The sequence below is a fragment of the Desertihabitans aurantiacus genome (genome assembly GCF_003344635.1).
GTDB classification, from domain to species: domain Bacteria; phylum Actinomycetota; class Actinomycetes; order Propionibacteriales; family Propionibacteriaceae; genus Desertihabitans; species Desertihabitans aurantiacus.
In genome coordinates this window covers 1-3,631 of the sequence record NZ_QPKK01000324.1, presented here as the reverse complement: position 1 = coordinate 3,631, position 3,631 = coordinate 1, and the positions used below count along the sequence as shown (strand labels likewise).

Genomic DNA, 3,631 nt, shown 5'->3' with positions numbered 1-3,631 from the left:
GCTAAGAGGAGGGGGCTAAGAGGAGGGGGCTAAGTGGGGGGCTAAGAAGTGGGGAGGCGGGGGCTACGGAGGGGGCCAAGTTCGCACCTCACGAGGGCTAAACCAGCGCAGCGCGCTAGAGGGGCAACGGGCGGCAGTCCTAGGTTCGCTGCGGGTGCCTGCTGCGTCGCGGGCGGGCCCGTCGGAGCAGGTCCCGTCATGAGGAGCGAAGTGAGCAGTCGATCTCGGGCCAGCAGTGGTCACGCAGTCGAGTCCGTGCCGACGGGACGGAGGTGGCTGCGGACGGCGATGGTGGGTCTGGTGGCCGGTGCCCTGAGCGGTACCTCGCTCGCGGTGCTGCCGGCGTCGGCGGCCCAGGGTGATCCGATCACCGGTTCTGCGTGGCAGGACTGGGACGCCAACGGCGTCTTCGACAGCTACGAGCAGGCGCTGGCCGGCGTCGAGGTGTACGCCTACGACCCCGACGGCAACGTGGCGGGGCCGGTCGAGACCGGAGCGGACGGCTCGTACGAGCTCGAGGTGACCTCCGACGCCGCCCAGTGGCGGGTGGAGGCCGATGTGCCGGACACCGACCAGTGGGCGGCCTGGCGCGACGGGGCCAGCGGTTCGCAGAACCTCTCGACGGTACAGTTCGTCACCTCGGTACCGGCCGCTGATGTCGACTTCTCCTTCCAGGTGCCCGACGCCTACGTGGAGAACGACCCGCTGGTCTACACGCCAATCTTCCGGTTCGGCACCTACGACGGTGGATCGGCCCCGAAGACCGGGGCCTCGATCATGCCCTACAGCTCGACGAGCAACTGCAACACGCCACCGGTGGCTCAGGACCCCTGGGACCAGTGCGTGGTGCCGACCCAGGCCAAGGTCGACTTCAGCGAGGTGGGCGCCACCTACGGCTCCACCTGGCAGCGCGCCGCCGAGGTCGGTGAGCCGGGCACGGTCTTCACCTCCGCCTACCTGCGCCGCCACGCCGCCTTCGGCCCCGGCGGCCTGGGTGCCATCTACCAGGTGACCCCGAACGGCGACGACTGGGACGCCGCGACGGCTGATGCCGACGTGTACGTCGACCTGGTCGCCGAGGGTGTCGACCTCGGCCAGGCCGTCATCGGCGGCCGTCCCGACTCCGAGGCCGAGACGCTCGCCTCCGGCTACGACTGGACCCGCGACCCGCTGGCCTGGCCGAACATCGGCAAGGCCGGCATCGGCGGGATCGCCTTCAGCACCGACGAGCGGTCGCTGTTCGCGGTGAACCTGTACAACAAGTCGCTGGTCCGGATCGAGACCGGCAAGCCGGCCGTCGCCGATCCCGAGGTCACGGACATCAACCTGCCGTTCCTCGACGCCGACCCCGACCTGCGTCCGGCAGGGATCTCGGCCAACCCGATGCGCAACGAGATGTACCTCACCGTGACGGACACGGCGGAGTCCTCGCAGAACCGGTCGGAGCTGCGTGGCTACGTCTACCGGTTCTCTCCCGACGACCCGGTGGGCACCATGCAGCTGGCGCTCGAGTTCCCGCTCGACTTCGCACGGGCCGACCTCGGCCCGACCATTGAGATGGACTACCAACCCTGGACCAACGACCAGGCCAAGTTCATCGCGGCCGGTGGTGGCAACCCCGCGAGCCTGGCCATCAATCTCAACCAGCCGGTTGTCGCCGAGGCCAAGTACCTGCACGGGAACCTTGTCATCGGCGTGCGCGACCGCACCGGTGACTCGGTGGGCTCGTTCGGCATGTATCTCGCCGACACCGGCACCGCTCAGGTCGGGTCCGTCCGCTCGAGCGGCGGTGTCTACCTCGCCGGTCCGACCGCGGACGGCACCGGCTGGCAGATCGAGCAGGACGGCGTGGTCAACGGCGTCGACGGCGACGGTGCCTACAGCGAGGGCGACTCCGGTCCCGGCGGGTCCGGCTACTTCGACACCAGCTGGATCTACGAGAACACCGCGGCCTACCCGCCGCCGCAGGCGCACCACTCCGAGGCCCTGGGCTCGGTGGTCGTGCTGCCCAGCCGTGAGGACGGCATCCTGACCACCGGTCTGCACGTCGGCGACTACGCCTGGCAGGTCGGCGTGCGTCGCCTCTACCAGGCCACCGGCGAGCACTACGACCCCAAGGGTGCGGTCATCCTCCAGGTCCGTGGGCCGCAGCCCGGTGAGCCGTTCGACGTGACCACCAAGGGCAACGGCATCGGTTCGATGACGATCATGGCCTCGACGGCGCCGATCGAGATCGGCAACTACGTCTGGTACGACGTCGACCGTGACGGTGTGCAGGACGCTGATGAGGCCCCGGTGGTGGGTGCGACGGTGAACCTGTACGCCGCGGATGAGGACGGGAACCGGACCGGGGCGCCGATCGCCACGGTGGAGACCGACCAGTACGGCCAGTACTACTTCACCTCCGGTGTACACGGTGTGCTGCCGAACACCCGGTACGTGATCGGCGTGGACGACGCGGCCGACTACGAGACCGGTGGGGTGTTGGAGGAGTGGGTGCCGACGGTGGCCGACACGGGTGATGAGAACAGTCTCGACCCGGATCGAAACGACTCCGACGGCATCGTCGACGAGGCCAACGGTTTCCCCTACATCTCGCTGACCACGGGTGATCTGGGCGACAACGACCACACGTTCGACTTCGGTTACTGGAAGTGGACTCCCGGCTTCGACAAGGAGCTGGTGTCGATCGTGGAGAACCCTGAGGACGATGGCACCTGGTTGATCACCTACGAGCTGACCGCCAGCAACGCTGGTCCGTCGCAGGGGGAGTACGACCTGTCGGATGACCTCACCGAGATGGGTGAGGGGATCATCCTGGAGGAGGCGACGGTCGCGGGGCCGGAGGACCTGCCCGAGGGTGTGGAGGTCAACGCCGGCTTCGACGGCGTGGACGACCAGCTGATCGTGGAGGACGTGCCGATCGCCGCGGAGGCCGAGCACGTGTACACCGTGACGGCGACGGTGTCGTTGGAGGCCGACGAGGCCGGTGCGGTGACGGTGCCGGTGGAGAACCTGACCTGCCAGCCTGCCGCCGGTGGTGGTTTCGAGGCGGGCAGCGGAGGCTTCAACGCCGCCACGATGAGCCCGACCGACAAGGCCGACATCGTCGATGAGGCCTGCCCCTCGTTGCCGGTGGTGACGATCGAGAAGGTGCTGGAGGGTGAGCCGGCTCCGGTGGCTGGTGAGCCGGGGATCTGGGAGGTCCGTTACCTGCTGACGGTCTCCAACCCGTCGGCGGCTGACACCGACTACGACCTGACCGATGAGTTCCGCTTCGGTGCGGGCATGACCCTGGTCGAGGGTTCGGCGACGGTCGCGAGCACGGACCCGGCTGGGATCGAGGTCTCGGAGTCCTGGAACGGTGTCGACGACACGGTGGTCGTGGAGGACGAGCCGATCGCTGCGGGTGATGAGCACACCTATTCGGTGACGGCGCGGTTCGCGTTGGATCTGGCGTCGGTGCCTGCTGAGCCGGTGAGCAGTGATTGCGAGCTGGGTGCTGGTGAGGACGGGACCGGGCTGCGGAACGAGGCTGGTGTGTCGTTCAACGGCTACGACAACGTCGATGATGCGTGCGCGGAGACCGGTGAGCCGGAGATCGAGAAGTCGGTGGTGTCGGCTGAGCCGA

1 protein-coding gene is annotated in these 3,631 nt (G+C 68.3%); it reads left to right on the top strand.

All coding sequences use genetic code 11. The features are described from left to right. Positions 1-255: 255 nt before the first annotated feature. The coding region (locus DVA66_RS18200; protein WP_332872887.1) for an SdrD B-like domain-containing protein at positions 256-3,631 on the top strand (3,376 nt) is incomplete at its 3' end.